Here is a 17,432-nt window from a genome sequence, read left to right on the forward strand (position 1 = left end):
TGACGCAAATCAGGGCATCGAACAAATGAGTAAACAGTATAATGGCACTGTAAAAAGGATTGACGATGCTAAAAATGATGATCGGTTTTATGAAAGACTACTGGAAGTACCGCGACGCGGTGAAAAAACAGCACCGCTGGATCGTGAAGTACGCCGAGCAGAAGGGGTATGCCATCAACCCCAGCCTGATGATGAGCAAGAACCTCGAGGTGTGGCTGAGCGAGATGGAGGCGACCTTCGGCAAGCGTTACTGCCCCTGTTTCGAACCCTCCGGGGATGCGAAGCTCGACAAGGCGATGTGCTGCCCCTGCGAGTTCATCGAGGATGAGATCGACGAGTACGGCACCTGCCACTGCGCGCTTTTTGGCCGTGGGGACCTGGACAAGGCGGGCTGGAAGGCGTCGTCGCAGCGCCTGATGGGCGAGTACCGCGTACCGCTGAACATGAAAGCGGGTGTGCTCGATACCCGCGGCATGCCCCTTGATCCGCGCCGCGGCCTTCCCATCCCCGACGCCATGCACCAGATGAAAGCGACCCTCAACGGGTACGGCGGCAAAACGCTGAAGATGATTGTGGCACGGGACCAGGAGGCGAAAAACCTGGAGACGATCGCGGCATTCCGCGGGTACGGTTTTTCGGCACAGGCGTCGGAGGAAGGCATCACCGTCACGCTGGACCTGGAGAATAAAAACGCCCAGGGCACTTCGGGCAGCTGCGGGCAGTAGCCCCGTTCCCGAAGATTACTCCCCCCTTTTTCAAAATCTAATGAGATTTTTCCTATACTGTAGATATTGATATATAATAGTGAAAAAGGGGGACAAGATGAAAAAACTTGCACTCATTCTGGGCCTGGCCGTGTCGCTGACGGCGGCGGAGAAATGTGCGGTCTATGCCGTGAAGTACCAGGAGATCCCACAGATCAAGGTGGTGACGATCAACGGGATGTCCACCTGCGAATCGGGAACGGTGGTCATCAAGATCTACGACGGGAAAGGGCAGTACCTGCAGAAGATCTCCGCACCCATCGAAGACAGCGCCTTTTCTACACAGTTTGAAGGCACAACGGCCAACGGCCTGCGCTTTAAACACTCCGTGCTCGATAAAGACGGCAACGTGCTGGACCGTTACTGAGCGGCCCGCCGTGAAGGTCTGGATTTCTGCGTAACAAAAGGGACGGTCGTACGCTTTGATCGCCCCTCTCCTCTATCCATCCGGGTTGTTTTCAACGATCAATGACAGAAGATGAAGCGATAGACAGTTGTGTTATCGGCACCAATCTTTCGTTTTTGTTCCCCCGTCATACCGCACCGCCAGACCGCTGCCGATCAGGCTCTGCGCGACACTTTTGCCGTCCACGTAGACATCGGCCACGATCCGGAAATATTTCCCGCGTTTCATGTTCCGAAGCTCGATCGCTTTGGCGCCGCGGAGCATGGCGACGGTGTGCTGCTTCGCCTCGCGTGCCAACTGCTTCTCTGCCGGGCATTTTCCCCGCATCTCCGGCGTGTCGATCCCGTTGATCCGGATGCCGATGCGTTCGCCGATGAGCTGGGGCCATGCCGCGATCCTTGCGCGGAAGGTGTCGCCGTCATAGATACTGGTGACCTCGTCGACGTTGACGGAACCGAAGTTCTTGTTGGTAATCGACGCGGCGTCCAGGGTGAGGCATAGGATGAGAACAGTCAGGTATGTTTTCAATGATTTCCGTACTTTGAATCCCAAAAAAACGGGTGAGATGGTGGTGCTGATGGGGAGACTCGAACTCCCGGCCTCTTGATTACGAATCAAGTGCTCTAGCCGACTGAGCTACATCAGCATTCAGGGGGCGGCATTATACGATGCTGTTGCTTATTCCGCAAGGGTGAGAAGGTGGTCTGCGGCAAAATAGGCCGCCCCGTCGAGGGCCGTTTCGGGGTTGAGGGAGACTCGGACCGGCATTGATTCCAGCAGCGGGGCAAAACGCCCCTTGGCCAGGAAGGCCTTCATGAAGTGCTGCTGCAGGCAGGGGAGGATCTTCGGGGCGATCCCGCCGCCGATATAGACGCCCCCCGTGGCCATCGTTTTGAGTGCCAGGTTGCCCGCTTCGGCCCCGTAGATGGTAGCGAAGAGGGCAAGGGTCTCCCGGCAGAGCGGGTCATCGTGCAGCAGTGCCCCTTCGCTGATCTTGGCGCTGCGGTCTTCGCCCGGGGAGAGTTCCCGCATAAAGTCAGGTTCCGGTGCCACCCCTTTGGTTTTCAGAAAGTCGTAGAGGGCGTGCACGCCCGGACCGGAGAGGACGCGTTCGGTACTGGCATGATCGGGGTGGCGTTCCCAGAGCCAGCTGAGCAGCTCCTGCTGCAGCGCATCGGTAGGGGCGAAATCGCTGTGTCCCCCCTCCGAACCGACCGGCTGGTAACCCCGGCCGTCGAAAAAGAGCATCGCTTCGCCCAGCCCTGTTCCGGCGGCAATGACGGCGCGGTTGCCAGCGGCGGTGTCGGCACCGGCATTGAGGTCGGTGAAATCGCTCTCTTCGAGGTAGAGCATGCCGTAGGCGGTCGCCTCCAGGTCGTTGAGGAGACGGACTTTCGGGGTATCCAGTCTCTCCTGAAGGGTTTGGGTATCGATCACCCAGGGGAGGTTCGTCGTTTTGCAGACCCTGCCGATCACGGGGCCGGCGATGCCGAAACAGGCGGCATCGACTCGGGCGATCTCCGCGGTCTCCAAAAAGGCGTCGATCACCGAGGTGAAATCGTCATGGGCGCCGCTGGCAAACTGCTGTTTCGTTTCGATCTCGAGGCACCCCTCCCGGTAGCGGTAGAGGGCGAGATTCGTCTTGGTCCCGCCGATGTCGCCGGCGAGGATCAGGGGCGAGCGTGTCATTCGAATCCTTCATGAAGCAGATGACGGAAGGCGGCGACGAAGGCGGCTTCCGTGTCACGGGGGGAGCGGTGGTAAAAGGCCTCCCAGGCCTGCCCGCGCTGTTCGTTATAGTGGGCGTCCCCGTGTTCCTCCGTCCAGGCGATGCGCACCGCGTGGCCGATAAGGACGTCCAGAACGATATCGTTTTCGACCTTCAGTTCGGGGTTTTGACGGAAGAGCCAGGTGAGACTTTCGATCGCCTCGAGGTTGAGCTGGCGGTACTCCGGGGCCTGGATGCCCTGCAGCAGGGTATCGATGCGCAGTTCGAAGCTGCGTTCGCCGGCGGTGGTATCGAGGGTTAGTTCGCTGCCGATGCGGTTGGCGGTGTCGTACTTGTCCCCGATGATGATGCCGTTGCACTGCTGCAGCAGGTACCAGACGTCTTTGTAAAAGCGTTCGGCGTGATGGCCGATCAGCCCGCTGTCATGGCGCCAATGCATCCAGTTCTCCACCTGGGAGAGCTCCGTGATGCGTGCGACCGATTTGATCTGTGAAAAGCCCGAAGCGCGGAGGGTCTCCATCTCGTTCATGCGGCGCCGTTCGGTGGCGAAGGTCTGCAGCACCTCCCGCAGGCGGTGGAGGATCGCATGGGGCGAGAGGGTGAGCAGGGTCTCGTAGGCTTCGCCCATCGGCAGCTGCATCTCCCGGCTGATACGGCTGACGAGCAGCTGTACGAAGTACCAGGTGCGCAGGGTGATGAGCTGTTCAAAGAGCTCCGGCTCGATGCGGATGAGGTGGCCGAGGTGGAGGATGATCTCCTGGGTGAGGACGGTCTCGGCGGCGCTGTTGCCGCAGTAGGCGTAGATGGTCTCGACGATGGCCGTACTCTCCGCGGGGTGGCTGAAGGTCGCCTTTTCGAAATAGGCGCGCCCGACGGCCAGGCGTTTTTGGCGGATGACGATGTCGAGCAGGACATCTTCGAGGCGTTCGTCGTAGCGGTAGAGCAGGTCCGCCAGGCGGCGCACGGCTGCCCAGTCGTGGCGGGCGGAAGCCGCTTCATACTGCTGCTGCGCGATCGCGTTGAGGGCCTGTTCCCCCCGGACGGTCTGGACCATGAACGCCTCGCCATGGCGGCGCCAGAGCTGCTGCAGCGCTTCGACGGCACGGGGGTCGGGCATGAGCGGATGAAGCAGTGCCACGAGCGCATCGTCGTCAAGCTGCTCGATCTCCTGCCGTGCTTCAAAAGAGAGGTGGTAGTGTTCCTCTGTCATGGTGTCGGGCAGGGATGCCGCCCCGTTCGGGCGGAACTGAAGCGGTTCGGGCCGGTAGGCTTCGCGCTGCCCCATCTGTTCGCGGGATGCCGCAGTGAGCAGGGTGTGCAGCGGGCCGGATTGGACCGCCGTGCCGCAGCAGCTGCCCGATTCGACGGCGCGCAGCAGTTCAAGAACGCTCTCCTGCGTCGCCGCTTCGAGCATGTCGTCACGCACGAGCAGGAGCATGAGCGGCCGCCCGGGCTGGTCCCAGTTCCCGGCCAGGAATTTCAGCGACGAGCGGACGTGGTCGACAAGCAGACGGTTGTCGTAATGGAAGTAGAAGGCCATGGGGTCGAAGTGGTAGGGGAGGAAGACGTAGGTCTCGTCGCCCACCTGGTAAAGGCGGGAGGTCGTGATGGTGCGCGAAACCTGCTGCGGACGGCCGGAGAGGTGCAGTTTTCGATTGGCGCCGACATCGCTGAACAGCCGGGTGAGCTCCGAGGCGTGCAGGACCTGTGCCGGTGCCGCCTCTTCGAGGGTCTCTGCGCGGATACCGAGGGCATGCAGCCGCTGTTTGACGTCAGGACTTTCGGCGACGACGGTGACGAGCGGGGTGGTCGTCCGGGGCGCACCGACACGTTCGCGCCGCCGCAGCGGGTCGATATCATCGGGGGTGAGCAGCCCGTCGTCGAGCAGGGAGGCGAGCAGGTAGAGGCTCTGGGCCCAGACGAGGGGAACGTTCTCGTTGGGCTGCCGCTCCTGGGAGCCCGGGGCAGCCTTTTCGGCGTCGATCGCCGCTTCGGGAACGATATAGAGTTCGGGCAGCAGCCTGACGCCCTCCACCTCGACGAAGAGGGGCTCCAGTTTGGCTTTCCACTCCCCGGCGGCTTCCGTATCCCCGCGCAGCAGGGCATCGAGCATCAGGTAGGTGAAAAAGAGCGGCCACTCCGATTCGATGTGTTCGAACTGCCGCAGCTCCTCGGCCTCGTAATGAAGCCGGGAGGTGTCTTCGAGCACGCTCTGGTGGCCGTCGAGCAGAAAACGTTTGCAGCCGAAGCGGCCGGCGAGTTTTTTGCGGATCTTCTGGGACGTTTTGTTCACCAGTTCCGCATCTTCAATGGCGTAGGCGGGGTAGCCGATGATGGAGAGCAGCGCCGCGTCGGTCTCTTTGGAGGTCGATTCCCGCGGCAGCAGGCCGTGTAGGGTGAAGCGTGAACGCGCGATGTCGCTGGCAACGACGTGTATCACGCCTTCGAGCCCCCGTGCCGTACCATAGAGATTGAAACCATCCAGGGCCTCCAGGGCGGCCTTGGCCATCCCGACGGAGCTGCAGTTGATCTCCGGGTCGCCGTGGTTGATCTTGTTGCCCCGCTCCCAGATGCCGTAATCGGGGGTGGCGTAGGTCCGGCTGATGTAGTGGACGAGGTTCTGGACAAAGTCGACCTCGTCGTCGCTGTAGATGATCTGAAGGCCCGATGCCGTCATTTGGGCGAGCATCAGCAAAAAGAGCGAGGTGGCATCGAGCTGAAGGTGTCCCCACTCGTTGTCGCCGACGACCGCGAGGCCGCTTTGAGTACCGTACTTGGCGTGCAGGGCATCGAGGGGGTTCTGGGTGCGTTTGAAACGTTCGACCCGGTCGGACTGGCGCATCATGGCCGTCAGCACCCCCCGCATCAGTTTGACGACGCTGAGCGAGAGCGAAAGGGTACGGGCATGGGCGGGGTCGTGCCGCTTGTAGGCGAGGGCGAGCCCCCAGACACAGAGGATGCTGTAGACGTTGTCGCGTACCCAGGCATCGGTATAGTCACCATGGGCGTTGACGGCGGTGCTGGCGGGAAGCAGTCCTGTCACGGCGTCCTGCCGCTCGAGAATGATCTTCGAGACGGCGACAAAACGTTCTGAAAGGCGTGTTTCGAGTGTCATGATTGTGGTCGTCCCGTTGGCGAATTTATGGTTGGGAGGATGATAGCACATCCGCCCTTTTCGGAGGGGGAGGCGGTGGCGTTTTTTTGGGCAGAAGCCGGAGTTTGAATTCTCCGTAAACGCGGCGCCGAGGCCGGGAACAGTGAGCTGCGCATAAGCCAAAAAGGGGTAGAATTGTCCGAAAAAACGGGAGCCCCATGCAGAAAAAAACCGCCTGTCCCCTGGACTGTTACGATGCCTGCAGCGTCATGGTCGACGCGGGTAAACTCACGGGGGATAAAGCCCATCCGTATACCCACGGCTACCTCTGTCCCCACCTGAACCATTACGGGAAACACGAACGCATCGCCCAGCCGAGGCTGCACGGCGAAACCGTGTCGATGGAGACGGCCCTGGCGCACCTGGAGACGCTGGTCCGCGACGCCCGGGAGGGCAACGGGCTCCTGCACTACCGCAGCGCGGGCAACTTTGGCCTGATGCAGGGGGTGACGGACCACTTTTTCGCCTCCGTCGGTGCGGCACTGACAAAGGGATCGCTCTGTGACGGGGCCGGGGAGGCCGGCGTCGTCGAAGGAAGGGGCGCCAACCGTGTCCTGCCGCCCGAACAGATCGCCGAGGCCGACGTCGTGATGGTCTGGGGGCGTAATGTCCCCGTGACCAACGCCCACCTGCTTCCTTTCCTGAAGGGCAAGGAGCTGATCGTGGTCGATCCTGTCCGTACGGCCTTCGCCGAGAGCGCGGATATCCATATCCAGCTGAAGCCGGGCGGGGACCTCTATTTCGCGATGCTGCTGGCCCGCTTTATCATCATCGAGGGGATGCATGACGAGGCGTACCTGGCCGAACACGGCCAGGCGTTTGAGGAGTACTACGAGCTGACGCAGACGGTCCGGATCAAAGCCGCCCTCGACAGCATCGGGCTGGGGCTTGGCGATATCGGCCGTATCCTGGAGCGCCTCCGCGGCCGGAAGGTTGCCATTTTAGTGGGCACGGGCGTACAGAAGTACCGCCACGGCGACGAGGTGCTGCGCGCCATCGATGCCATCGGTGCACTGCTGGGGCTCTTCGGGAGACCGGGCTGCGGCGTCGGCTTCCTGGGGAGTTCTTCCGCGGGGATCCCTTCGCCATTCGCAGCAGCCCGCCGTTTTGAGACGAAAGCCGCGGCGGCCTTTTCGGACTACGACCTGGTCTTTATCCAGGGGGCGAACCCGGTGGCGCAGATGCCCGAGACCAGTCGGGTAAAGGACAGCCTCTCCAAGGCGGGTCACGTTGTCTATTTCGGCCTTTATGAGAACGAGACCTCGGCGATGGCCGAACTGGTCATCCCGGCCAAGACCTTCCTGGAGAAGCGCGACGTGCGTACCGCCTACGGTCATAACGCGATGCTGGAGATGCCCGAGTGCGAAGCGGGCGAAACCGGTATCAGCGAGTATGAGCTGAGTGCGGCACTCTGCGCGGCATTCGACGTGCCCCTCGAATCCGAAGCGCACTACCTCGAGCACTTCCTCGCCTGCGGGGAAGAGGCCGAAGGAAAAACCTTTGTCAAGGGGCGTGAAGCGCTTCCGTACGCCGAGGGGTTCGAGACCGACGACGGGCAGTTTTTATTTCTCGAGGAGTATGATTTCGATTTCGATATGGAGGAGGATTATTTCCTGATCTCCCCGAAGAGTCCCCGGAGCCTCAACTCCCAGTTTGACAGGGAGTCCAGGGTGTACATGCACCCGGAGTGTGGTTTCGAGGAGGGAACGTCGGTGCGGCTCGTCTCCGAGCAGGGGAGCCTGGAGCTGCCGCTGGCCTATGACGACCGGCTGCTGACCGACTGTGTCCTGGTCTATGCCGGGACGCCGGGGGTGAATAATCTCACCACATCCCTGCGCAGTTTCGCAGGAGAAAATGCCTGTTACCAGGCAAACAAAATCAAGGTGGAAGCATGTTAGATACGATCAAGTCCATGGACGAACAGTTTGTTCTGCCGACCTATGCGCGGCAGGAGCTCGCGTTTGAAAGCGGTGAAAACGCACGGCTCAAAGATACGGAGGGCAAAGAGTACATCGACTTTACGTCCGGTATCGGCGTCGTCAGTGTTGGCCACGGGAACCCGGTGGTGACCAAGGCGATCTGTGAGCAGGTGGGGCGTATCACCCACATTTCAAACCTCTACCGCATCGCACCGCAGGTCGACTGTGCCCGCCGTATCGTCGAGCGAAGCGGCTACGACATGAAGTGCTTCTTCGGCAACAGCGGTGCCGAAGCGAACGAGGGGGCGATCAAGATCGCACGAAAATACGGGGAGGTCGACGGGCAGGTGAAGCGCTACAAGATCATCACCCTCGAACACTCTTTCCACGGCCGGACCATCACCGCGCTCAAGGCGACGGGGCAGGAGGCGATGCACAACTACTTCGGCCCCTTCCCCGACGGTTTCGTCTACGCCAAGTCCATCGACGAGATCGAGGGGCTGATTGACGACCACACCGTCGCGGTGATGATCGAACTGGTCCAGGGCGAGGGCGGGGTACAGCCGCTTGAGCGCGAAAAGGTCCAGGCGCTGGCGGCGATGCTCAAGGCAAAAGACGTACTGCTGATGGTCGACGAGGTCCAGACGGGGATCTACCGTACGGGCGAGTTCCTCGCCTCGAACCTCTACGGCATCGAACCCGATGTCATCACCCTTGCCAAGGGGCTCGGCGGCGGCGTGCCCATCGGGGTCGTCATGACGGCGAAAAAGGATATCTTCGCCCCGGGCGACCACGGGTCGACCTTCGGGGGGAACTACCTCTCCACCGCGGCGGCCAACGCCGTTCTGGATGTGCTCGAGGCCTACAAGGAGAGCGGAAAGCTCGACGAGGCCTTCCTCTATTTCGAGACGGAACTCAAAAAGCTCTTTGAAGAGCACCGGGGACTCTTTACCGCGGCGGTCGGCTTCGGCATGATGCGCGGTCTGCGCGCGAAAGATGCCGACACCCTTGCCCGCATCATTGCCAATGCCCGTGAAGAGGGCGTTCTCGTCCTCAAAGCGGGGCGGAACACGCTGCGGTTCCTGCCGCCGCTTACCATCAGCCGGGAGGAGATGGATGAAGGGTTTGCACGCCTTCGCCGCGCTCTGGCTGCTGTCTAGTGCGCTTGCGGCTGAGCAGAACGCGACGGTCCTGTTCGGTGCTCAGCAGCCCTCCGCATCCGACCGGCAGGGCGTTTCGCTTGAAACCTACCTCTCGGAACTCAAACGCAACGCCTTCGGGTATGACTACGCGAAGACCGAAGAGGAGAGCGCGAAGCTACGCGACAGCTGGATCCAGCCGGTGGTGATCAGCTATACCCTCAACCGCCAGAACCCCTACAACGGGCAGGGCGCACCGGAGACCCAGCAGGAGAGCGCTTCGATCGCCATCGACCAGCCTATCTTCCGCAGCGGCGGGATCTACTACGGCATCAAGTACGCCGAAGCGGCGCGCGAAGTCGGCATGCTCACCATCGCCCAGCAGGAGCGCACGCTGATCAAGCAGGCGGTCGACCTGCTGATGCAGATCAAGCAGTCCGAGCTCGGCATCGCGAAGCAGAAGCTGCAGGTGGACAACAGCGAGATCAACCTGCTGCAAAAACGCGAACAGTATATGAGCGGGCAGCTCGATTCGGGGTTCCTGAACAACGCCATTATTGAGCGTAACGTCGCCAAGCAGGCGCTGCTGGACCTGCAGACGGCCCAGGCGAAACTGGTCAGCGCCTTCGAGAGCATCAGCGACCTCGATTACCGCACGGCCACGATCCCCTTTCTCGCGATGGTGGACGAGGCGCGGTTTATGGACGGCACGATCGACCTGGCCCTGGCGCAGCGGCAGCGTACGCAGGAGCGTTACAACAAAGACGTCACCCTCGCATCATACCTGCCCAGTATCAGCCTGCAGGGCAGTTACAACTGGCAGAAGCAGGAGTCTTTTTTCTTCACCGGTTCGACCGCGATAAAATCCCAGCCGCCGGAGACGGCCTACTACCGCTATGGCCTCAAGGCCTCCATGCCGATCGACTTCAACAGCGTCAACGATTACGAGGCGTCGCGGCTGGCCTACCTCAAAGCGAGGGTCACCATCGACGACACCAAGCGCTCCCTGCGGGCCCTGTATGAACAGGTTGTCGAGAACCTCAAAAACATTGACGCAAAGATCGCGCTCTCGCAGGAGAACGAGGCCCTCTACGCGACGCTGCTGCACGATACCAAGGAGCAGTACGGCGCGGGGCTGAAGACGCAGTATGACGTTGACCTGCTGGCCAATTCGCAGCAGATCGAACAGCTGAGCCAGCGCAGCTACGAGATCGACCGCCAGCGCGAACTGCTGAACCTCTATGAAAAACTGAGCGGTCCCGAAGCATGAGATTCAGCGAATACATGACCCGGTGGCTCTATGCCGAAGACGGCTACTACGCGACCTACCGCCCCATCGGCAAAAGCGGGGATTTCTACACGGCCGTCAGCGCGTCGAAGTTTTTCGGCGGTACCATCGCCAAGCACCTGATCGACGTCATCGACGAGGGGTTTTTAAGCCCGGAGGCGACCGTTTGCGAGATCGGGGCACACCACGGCTACCTGCTCGCGGACATCGTGGAGTTTATCTATACCCTGCGTCCCGAACTGCTGCAGACCCTCTCTTTTGCCATCGTCGAGCGGTTTGAACATCTGCAGGAGCAGCAGCGGCGCTACTTTGCGGACGCTTTTGGAGATGCCGTGACACTCCGTCACTACACCGCGCTTTCGCAGATGCACGAGGCGGAGGCGTACTTTGTCGCCAACGAGATCTTTGACGCCTTCCCCTGCGAGCTTTACTACAAGGGGAAGACGGGCCGTGTCGAAAACCACGAGGTCATCTTCGATATCGACGATGCCTGGGTGAAAGCGAAGGCGGAGCAGTTTCACAAAGACCGGGGCGAGATCGCCGTCGGGTACGAAGCGTTCGCGCAGGAGATGGCGCAGGCGGCGCAGCGCAGTGAGTTCATCACCTTCGACTACGGGGAGATGCAGGCGCGGCCGGATGTCTCACTGCGCATCTACAAAGAGCACGGGGTGTTCCCCTTCTTCGACGAGGCCCTTGACCGTGCCGATGCTTTCAAAAAAAGCGATATCACCTACGACGTCACCTTCGCCCATGTCAAGGAGGCGTTTGAAGCCGCCGGGATGCCGATGGCCGAATACGCGACGCAGATGAAAGCTTTGGTGGAGATGGGCATCCTGGAACTGCTGGAGATCTTAAGAGCGAATGCAGACGAAAAAGTCTATAAACAGGAACTTGAAAAGGTCAAGACGCTGATCATGCCGCAGTTCCTCGGGGAACGTTTTAAAATGATACGATTCAGAAAGGAGAGAGCATAATGGAAATTATCATCAATGGTGAGACACGTACGGTCAAGGAAGATACCCGTCTTGGCGCACTGCTTGACGAGATGGGCCTTCGGGAGAAGGTGATGGCCGCGGCCATCAACATGGAGATCGTCAAACAGGAGCTCTGGGATACGCATGAGCTGCATAACAACGACCGCCTCGAACTGCTCGACTTTGTCGGCGGAGGCTGAAGCCGTCAGTTGACGAGGCAATGAGGAGCTGCCGATGGAAAACGAAAACGCTCTAAATCGATACGCACGGCTTGCGGGGATGGCCTGGCTCGTCGTCATCCTCACCGGCATTAGCGCGGAGTTTTTTCTGCGGATGCCCCTGATCGTTCCGGGGGATGCCGCGGCCACGGCGGCCAATATCCTGGGAGCAGAGGGGCTTTTTCGTCTCAGCATCGCGGCTGACATCGTTATGCTCCTGTTCGACGTGACCGCCGCCACGGCACTCTATCTGCTTTTCCGCCCGGTCGATCGGATGCTGGCACTGCTCGCGACCGCCTTTCGGCTTGTGATGGGCGCCGTGCTGGCGGCCAACCTCATGACACTGACTTCCCTGCTTTCCGTGCTGCACGGGACTGACCCCGCCGCCGTGCAGCAGCAACTTGACACCCATGCCGACGGTTATGCGGTCGGGCTCGTCTTTTTCGGACTGCACTGTTTTATCCTCGGGACACTCATCCTCAAATCCCGTTACCTTCCCCGCCTGCTGGGCGGGCTGCTGATGGTCGCGTCGCTGGGCTATCTCATCGACAGCTTCGCCCATCTGCTGCTGCCGCAGGGAGCCCCGTTCCTGGCCGTCACGGCACAGGCTTTGATCGTGCTGGCGCTGCTGGCGGAACTGTCGCTCTCGTTATGGCTGTTGGTCAGGGGGGTGAAAGCATAGTGCGGGAGCGTGAAGGGCGGCGGATCGAGGAATCCGCACCCTCTGTTTTTACTGTTGCTGTGTCTGGACGCACGCTTCGTCGCAGAGCGGACAGTTTGAGGTCGCGGTCGCTCTGACCTCGGTGCCGTTGAGCGGTTCCGTACCGATACCGACGACGGTATTGCTGTGCTGATTTTCAATGGCACATTCCGAGACGGCGGCCGTCGGGTAGTAGGTGCCGCCGAAGTTTTCACACTGCGTACGGCCCTGCGGGTCATCGGCGGGATAGAGCGCATCGTAATCGTACATCGAACCGGACTTGTCATCGGTCACATGCACGTTGGTGAGCAGGGTGCCGTTTTGTTCGTTACAGACCCTGCCTTGGTAATCGACGCGGACGACGACGTGGCCCCCGAGCGTTTCAAGTTTCTGTTTACAGGTTTTCGTAATGGAAATCGCCGGGTTGAGGGTGATCTTCTGACAGGTTGACTGCGCCGTTTCCGGTGCCATGGCGTACTCCCCGATATAACCGGTTGCCGTGATCGTATTGGTCGGCGGGTTGAGGTAGGAGTTGACCGTGTAGCTGTAGCTGCGGGACTCACCCGTTGCCAGGTCGGTCATGTCGCTCAGTACCGGGTCATCGTTAGGATCGTCAGGTGTGCCGGCATTATCATGGAACTCGATGCGGTCGATGCTACCGAACCCTTCATTGGTCACCGTGTACTCGAACGTATGGTTGATCGTGATGTAGTCGGAGCGTTCGAGTTCCGAAGAGAGACACGTTTTGGAGATACTCAGTTTACAGGTATCGAGATTGCCGCTGACGAAGTCCTTGAGCTGGGCGTTGACGCGGTGCGATGATCGGGTCTCCATCAAGAAGGAGCTGAAGCAGGGAACCGCATTTTCAAAGATCCAGCTGAGGTTGATCCCCCCTTCGAAGAAGCTGTTTTCGGGATAGGTGTGCTCGGGCATGCCGTCGACGAGGGACTTGGGCGTATAGGTGTCCCACGCCTCCGTCGGGCTGCCGTTGGAGGTGGCGAAGTAGTAGTTGTCGCCCCCGCCCTGGCCTTCGAAAATGAGTTTCAGGTTGTCTTTTTGGGTGGTGTCCCACTCATAGAGCTTGACGTGTGCCTGCGCACCGCCCTGTACGAACTCCGCCAGCATCAGCACGTCGCCGTTTTTGTGGGTTCCCGAGAAGGTGCCGTCGGGCTGCGGGGCGACTCTGTCCTGGAAAAACCAGACGCCCATCTGCGCCGAACCGTCCGTGGAGTAGCGGTCGCCCATCAGGTAGACGATCAGTTCACCGTTGGCGTTGTAGGCCGCGGCGGCCGAGTGGAGGATCTCATCCTTGTCCGGGACCGATCCGTCCGTCCAGCGCCACTGGTTGACGTTGCGAACATCCTTCGAACCGCCGCCGGTAAAGATGCTCAAACCGAGTCCGTCGGCGATGATGCCGCTGTCGCTGAAGGCGCTGTCGAGCCCGTTGGCGATATCCTGCCAGTCATCCCCCGGAACGGCCGCTTCACTGAGGATATTGCCGTCGAGTTCAAACTGCCCCGTCGCATGGGGTTTTTCCCACGCCAAGCCGTTCACGGCACCGCCGAGCAGTACGCCTGCAGCCAGGAGATTTCTCCAAATCCGCCCATTCAATGTGATCTGTTTCATAGTCAGCACCTTTTCCGAATTGAGGGGCAGAGACAGCGTAATATGACGATGTTTTCCCCTGTGCCTATTGGCCTCTCGGGCCAAACCGTTTCAGTTCTTCCATAACTAAATGTTATTCCCGCTTAGCTTAAGAACTGATAAGCACAAAATTAAACTTGTGGGAAAAAGTTACCATTACCGGTGCGCGAAGGCACGCTTTTTCAGGCGGTAGTAGGGGTGCCGAGAAGGGATTTGAGTTCGCTCCCCTCGATGAATTCTACGGCCATCAACCGCTGGGCCACCGTCTCGATCTGTTCCCAGTGGCTGTCGATCACCTCTTTGGCTCTGGCGGTGCCCTCTGCTATCCAGACGGCAATGCGGGATTGCAGCTGGCTGTCAAAAAGGGTGTTGCTGACGTTTTGCTGCAGCATCTCGATACTGATGTTCTGCAGCTCGCTGTCCATCCCGTACTGGGCGACGGCACTGTAGGCGTAGAGGGTGGCCTGCTGCAGGTCGTTGTAGGCCCCCGTTTCGACCCCTTCGCCTTCGCCGTACTGTTTGACCGTCGCCAGGCGCCCGGCCAGGGAGACGGCGATATTGGCACGCAGTTCGTCCGCACTCATATTCGTCTGAAGCTTCTCCTGGGTGTAGGAGACGAGCCCAAGGGTCTCACTGCGGGGGATAACGGTGACCTGCTCGATTTCGACTTCGGGCAGCAGCACCATGGAGGTGACGGCGTGGGCGGCTTCGTGGTAGGCGCTGCGCCGCAGATCCTCCTCGAAGTTCTTGAGGCGCTTCTTCTCCAGACGGCTGCCGTATTTGATGGTGTTGATCTGGTCGATAATGATCTGTTCGTCGAGCTGCGCTTTGCCCTGTTTGATCGCCTCCAGCGCACAGGCTTTGGCGATGCGGCCGAGTTCGTAGCCGTTCATCCCGCTCATATAGCGGGTAATGCGTTCGATGTCGATCTTCCCGTGGGGTTTTTCGAGGAGCTGCCTGGCGAAAAAGAGGCGGGCCTCCCGGTCGAGCTCAGGTACCTCAACGAACTGGTCGATACGCCCCGGGTGCATCAGGGCGGCAGGGACTTCCTCTTTGTGCTGTGCCGTCATGACGGTGAAGACGAAGTTTTCCGGGGCGTCCGGGGCGCTGTCGATGGCCGCCCCCAGCGCTTCGGTGGGAATCGGCGTATAGTTGCCTTCGATGATCCCTTTGACATCGACATTGTCCAGGATGATGATCAGCGGGGCGGCCTGGCGGGCACGAAGGAAGGCCGCCTCGATCAGCTCCTCGTTGAAAAGGTCGCTGCCGCGCAGGTAGAGGTAGGGGAGGCCGGCCTCCTTGGCAAAGGCTTTGACGAGCAGGGTCTTACCGACCCCTTCGGGACCGTGGAGCAGCAGCCCTTTGGGCAGGGTGATCCCGAAGGTTTCCAGCCCCCGGTCGTTGTGCAGCAGCGTGACCAGGGAGGCGAGCTGCTGTTTGACCCGGTTCTGTCCGGCAATGGCGTCAAACCCGGTGCGCCCCACCGGGTGGATGGTAAGGCGGTCGCCCTGGGTCGGCGCGGGGGCAAGCTCCTGGGAGTGCTCTTCGATCGAGCGCAGCCGCAGTTCCGTCCCTTCACTGCTGTCGTGGCGTTCCCAGTAAAGGCTGAACCGGCGGTCGTATTTGCCGAAGGATTTCAGGTCCGATTCGTCGGTCAAGGCAGTGCGCAGCCAGTTGCGTGCATCCTTGGAGACGTCAAGCACGATGCGGCCCGCTTGGGGGGTATCGGTGCCGGCAAGGTCGAAAAGATAGGTGGGCAGGCGGTGGGCGACCCGTGTCGTGTTGAGGTAGGGGGAGAAGGTGAGCAGCAGCGCCAGGGAGAGTTCGGAGGTGTGCCGCACCTCGATGGGAACGGGACGGATTGCATTCCAGCGCGTGACCGTCGCGAGCAGGATCTGTTCGGTGACGGTTCTGAGCGTCTGCAGATCGTGGGGGGCGAGCAGGATGAGATCGGTTTCGCTCATGACGTTGAGCAGTTCCGGGTCGAACAGCGCACGCAGGGCACCGTTGCTGTCGGGAACGCCCGTGGTCGCCAGCGCTTCGTACATATGCGCCTGTTCCAGCAGGGGCTGGTCGTAATAGCGTGTCAGGAAGGTTTTGTCGACCCATTCGGGGGATTTGATCTTGAAAAGAAAGACGAAAAGCGTCTGGGCATACCGCTGCGGAGCACCCGGTGCGCCGTCGGTGATAATGGCGGCGATGGCGCGCTGGATCGCGTGGTCGGCGGCGTCGATGTCTTCGAAAACGACGGCGCCGTCGGGATGTTCGGTGATCCACGCCGTCAGAATCCCTTTGCTCCCCAGCAGCCGTTCGGCATCGTCGGCAAAGGCGAACTCCCCCATATGCAGATGCAGCCGGTCGCGCCCCAGGTATGCCAGGGTCTGCAGCATCATCAGTTTTTTCCCCGAGGCAGGAGGACCGGCGATGACGAGAAGGTCTGCCACCCCGCCAAAGGGGCTGCAGCTCTCAAAACGCTGCAGCCACTGTCGCAGCAGTGCCGCCGGTTGTTCCTGGCCGATCGGTGCGGGAAAAGTGTCGGGTGTCGTATTCATTCGACTATTATAAGCGGATTTGCCATTTAAGTGCAATGGTATATTGTAAGGGGCGCACCTTGAAGAGTATTTCGGTGCTTCGAATTCTCCCGTATCTGAGAGGCTTTAGAGAAAGAAATGTTAGTTCCTTTACTGAGAGGATGAATGCGTTAACTCCCCGCGGGACGGGCACTGAAAAGGTCGGAGTAAAATTGATCCGCACATCGTTTGAACAGTGTTTTTGAATAGTTTTTAAGACCAAGGGCGTTATGTTCAAACAGGCTGTCGTAATCAGGGGCATCATCCGTATATTCGGGATCGAACTCACAATAACTTTCTCCGATTATTCGGTTTGTTCGGACATCATAGACTTTTAACTGTGCTTCATACATCACTTTGTAGCTTCCCCAATGAGTACGGTAATAGTTGACGCTCCATACCTTGTCTCTTATGTCAATGACATAATCGACGTCTTTATAGCTTTCAGGTACCGAATCGATAGGATCGGTAAAAATGATATTGGGGTGAGTGGTCCATACCATATCATTTTCGCTACTGAGCATTTTTGCCAAGTCGGTACTGACAAAGTGTGAGGGGGTAGAGGGGAGCTCATTCTCGTGGACAGCAGTATCTGTCGTTGCATATAGAGCACCACCTATAAGACCTGTGAAGCCGAAAAACAATGCTTTTCCAGGTGTCATGACAAAGGGTTCTAGTGGAGCATCATAATGAATAATGTCAAAATGTTTGCCTTTTAAAGCGGTGTGTTGATCCTGTGGAAGCGGTTGGACGCTTTTATTGGCACAGCCAGCGAGCAATAATATGAGTGCAACAGCTGAAGTGAGAAACTTCATTGGTCTATATCCTTCTGTAGAGTTTCGCCGTGTCTGAATCGGCTGCAAAAAAAAGTATAGTAACACTTTTTGTTTTTAATTAACTATAAATTTTATTTTATTTAGACAAATC

Annotated in this window: 14 protein-coding genes and 1 tRNA gene; 8 read left to right on the forward strand and 7 right to left on the reverse strand. The window is 59.5% G+C overall.

Translation table 11 applies throughout. The features are described 5' to 3' along the window. The first annotated feature begins 65 nt into the window (after positions 1 to 65). Positions 66 to 725: a ferredoxin-thioredoxin reductase catalytic domain-containing protein gene (locus ACXWTF_RS03875; RefSeq protein ID WP_461713695.1), complete on the forward strand. Its 660-nt coding sequence runs from the start codon at positions 66 to 68 to the stop codon at positions 723 to 725. A gap of 97 nt (positions 726 to 822) precedes the next feature. Next, complete coding sequence (locus ACXWTF_RS03880) at positions 823 to 1,131, forward strand: hypothetical protein (protein ID WP_461713696.1); 309 nt, start codon at positions 823 to 825, stop codon at positions 1,129 to 1,131. A gap of 132 nt (positions 1,132 to 1,263) precedes the next feature. On the opposite strand, the gene ACXWTF_RS03885 is transcribed toward ACXWTF_RS03880, so the two are convergent. From ACXWTF_RS03885 to ACXWTF_RS03900, 4 genes are all read right to left on the reverse strand, one after another. Continuing rightward, positions 1,264 to 1,698, reverse strand: a complete 435-nt coding sequence (locus ACXWTF_RS03885; protein ID WP_461713697.1) for a thermonuclease family protein — start codon at positions 1,696 to 1,698, stop codon at positions 1,264 to 1,266. 41 nt (positions 1,699 to 1,739) lie between these two features. Continuing rightward, positions 1,740 to 1,816 (reverse strand) — tRNA-Thr (locus ACXWTF_RS03890). 32 nt (positions 1,817 to 1,848) lie between these two features. Continuing rightward, the gene (gene glk, locus ACXWTF_RS03895; RefSeq protein ID WP_461713698.1) at positions 1,849 to 2,859 is read right to left on the reverse strand and encodes a glucokinase; all 1,011 of its coding nucleotides are present in this window, start codon (positions 2,857 to 2,859) and stop codon (positions 1,849 to 1,851) included. Then, entirely contained in the window at positions 2,856 to 6,014 is a 3,159-nt protein-coding gene (locus ACXWTF_RS03900; protein WP_461713699.1) for a glycoside hydrolase family 15 protein, read from the reverse strand. The genes glk and ACXWTF_RS03900 overlap by 4 nt, the downstream gene beginning before the upstream one ends. A gap of 197 nt (positions 6,015 to 6,211) precedes the next feature. On the opposite strand from ACXWTF_RS03900, the gene ACXWTF_RS03905 reads away from it, so the two are divergent. The 6 genes from ACXWTF_RS03905 to ACXWTF_RS03930 are packed head-to-tail and all read left to right on the forward strand — an operon-like array spanning position 6,212 to position 12,273. Continuing rightward, a complete protein-coding gene (locus tag ACXWTF_RS03905; RefSeq protein ID WP_461713700.1) occupies positions 6,212 to 7,951 on the forward strand; it encodes a molybdopterin-dependent oxidoreductase in 1,740 nt (579 codons plus the stop codon). Continuing rightward, the gene (locus ACXWTF_RS03910) at positions 7,945 to 9,132 is read left to right on the forward strand and encodes an acetylornithine/succinylornithine family transaminase (RefSeq protein WP_461713701.1); all 1,188 of its coding nucleotides are present in this window, start codon (positions 7,945 to 7,947) and stop codon (positions 9,130 to 9,132) included. Before ACXWTF_RS03905 ends, ACXWTF_RS03910 begins: the two co-directional genes overlap by 7 nt. Beyond that, positions 9,089 to 10,381, forward strand: coding sequence for a TolC family protein (locus ACXWTF_RS03915; protein ID WP_461713702.1), 1,293 nt, complete (start codon positions 9,089 to 9,091; stop codon positions 10,379 to 10,381). The genes ACXWTF_RS03910 and ACXWTF_RS03915 overlap by 44 nt, the downstream gene beginning before the upstream one ends. After that, on the forward strand, positions 10,378 to 11,373 hold the full coding sequence (locus tag ACXWTF_RS03920) for an SAM-dependent methyltransferase (protein ID WP_461713703.1): 996 nt from the start codon (positions 10,378 to 10,380) through the stop codon (positions 11,371 to 11,373). The genes ACXWTF_RS03915 and ACXWTF_RS03920 overlap by 4 nt, the downstream gene beginning before the upstream one ends. Next, positions 11,373 to 11,573 (forward strand): sulfur carrier protein ThiS, encoded by a 201-nt coding sequence (gene thiS / locus ACXWTF_RS03925; RefSeq protein ID WP_231020478.1) that lies wholly within the window; start codon positions 11,373 to 11,375, stop codon positions 11,571 to 11,573. The genes ACXWTF_RS03920 and thiS overlap by 1 nt, the downstream gene beginning before the upstream one ends. Before the next feature lie 34 nt (positions 11,574 to 11,607). Then, positions 11,608 to 12,273, forward strand: a complete 666-nt coding sequence (locus ACXWTF_RS03930; RefSeq protein WP_461713704.1) for a DUF4386 domain-containing protein — start codon at positions 11,608 to 11,610, stop codon at positions 12,271 to 12,273. A gap of 48 nt (positions 12,274 to 12,321) precedes the next feature. Here the strand turns inward: ACXWTF_RS03930 and ACXWTF_RS03935 are convergent, their stop codons facing one another. From ACXWTF_RS03935 to ACXWTF_RS03945, 3 genes are all read right to left on the reverse strand, one after another. Further along, entirely contained in the window at positions 12,322 to 13,917 is a 1,596-nt protein-coding gene (locus ACXWTF_RS03935; protein ID WP_461713705.1) for a hypothetical protein, read from the reverse strand. A gap of 200 nt (positions 13,918 to 14,117) precedes the next feature. Further along, positions 14,118 to 16,487, reverse strand: a complete 2,370-nt coding sequence (locus ACXWTF_RS03940) for an AAA family ATPase (protein WP_461713706.1) — start codon at positions 16,485 to 16,487, stop codon at positions 14,118 to 14,120. A gap of 149 nt (positions 16,488 to 16,636) precedes the next feature. After that, on the reverse strand, positions 16,637 to 17,320 hold the full coding sequence (locus ACXWTF_RS03945; protein ID WP_461713707.1) for a hypothetical protein: 684 nt from the start codon (positions 17,318 to 17,320) through the stop codon (positions 16,637 to 16,639). Between the last annotated feature and the right edge of the window lie 112 nt (positions 17,321 to 17,432).

This window comes from Thiomicrolovo sp. ZZH C-3, assembly GCF_054862725.1.